2 protein-coding genes are annotated in these 1,176 nt (G+C 38.6%); both read left to right on the forward strand.

Features of this window, described 5'->3' with window-relative positions; translation table 11 throughout:
• The first annotated feature begins 31 nt into the window (after window positions 1-31).
• The gene (locus AC1DG9_RS27220) at window positions 32-508 is read left to right on the forward strand and encodes a MepB family protein (RefSeq protein WP_216854517.1); all 477 of its coding nucleotides are present in this window, start codon (window positions 32-34) and stop codon (window positions 506-508) included.
• A gap of 259 nt (window positions 509-767) precedes the next feature.
• A complete protein-coding gene (locus tag AC1DG9_RS27225; protein WP_337715105.1) occupies window positions 768-1,091 on the forward strand; it encodes a DUF6266 family protein in 324 nt (107 codons plus the stop codon).
• The last annotated feature ends 85 nt before the right edge of the window (window positions 1,092-1,176 follow it).

Consider the following 1,176-nt stretch of genomic DNA (forward strand, 5'->3'; position numbering starts at 1 on the left):
AAGTTTAGATTTGTAGAATAATAAATTTATTTTGGAGGAGCACACTACGTCAAAAATTTTTCATGAAGAGTTTTATGAAACAGGAAAAGAACTGTATGCCAAATATGGTGCTGAACTTAGGACAATCAGTTCAAGAGAAAGTGCAGACTACGGGGCACGCAATTTTAAACTACCAGGAAAAACTATTGAATTTAGAGTCTCTAAAGTTACCCCTAAAAAAGTAGGTCAATTTGTTGCTATTTGGAGAAGAAATGAACAAGGTTTAACCCAGCCTTTTGAAGAAACAGACGAGATAGATTTTATGGTAATCAGCTCAAAAACTGAGCATAATTTTGGACTATTTGTTTTTCCAAAATCCATTCTTATTGGGCAGGGAATTATCACAAGCAAGAATAAAAACGGGAAACGAGGAATCAGAGTTTATCCGCCCTGGGACAAACCAACAAATAAACAGGCTCAAAAAACTCAAAGCTGGCAAATAAAGTATTTCGTCCAAAACTTGACGTAAATAGATCAGAGTCCTAGTAGGCGACATAGTTTTAAAATGATTATCTCATGGTTTACTACATCCCCAAAGTTCCATACATAATAATCATACACAGTGGTCTGAACTCATTACCCTCACGTTGTCAAAGATCGACAAGCTGATAAACACTGGTTTTAAGGCTTTTGTAAAAAACAACACACCTGTAAATGCGGCTTATAAATACAACTCAGACCATCCTTTTATTAAGCAAGGCGAGCATTTTTTGCTCAACTAACCTAAGTTGGTATATAGCAGAGGGCATGTAGTTACTCCCGATGGTATACAGATCTCATCAGCCGAAGGGAAGATTACTTTTACCTGGCTGCCACAAAAACAGTCAACATATTGCCAATTTACCGATCTGGCGAGTTTTCTGGTGTACAATCCAGAAAAGGAAAGGGCAGTTATTTCGCAGGGCAAAGTGAATAGGTATGCGCAAAACTTTGTAATGCAAATGCCTGCAGATCATCTGGGCGATACGGTGCATTGCTATATCAGCTTTGCCTCGGCCAATGGAAAGTTGCAGGGCGATAGTTTGTATGTAGGCGAGATAACGGTGGGGTAACGCTCTCTATTTCGCTATATATGATGGGCGCAAAAAGCATTAAAAGTTGCTGTAGTTACATAGCAACAAGGCATCCATATCGCAT

This window comes from Pedobacter sp. 05L430 (genome assembly GCF_056397585.1).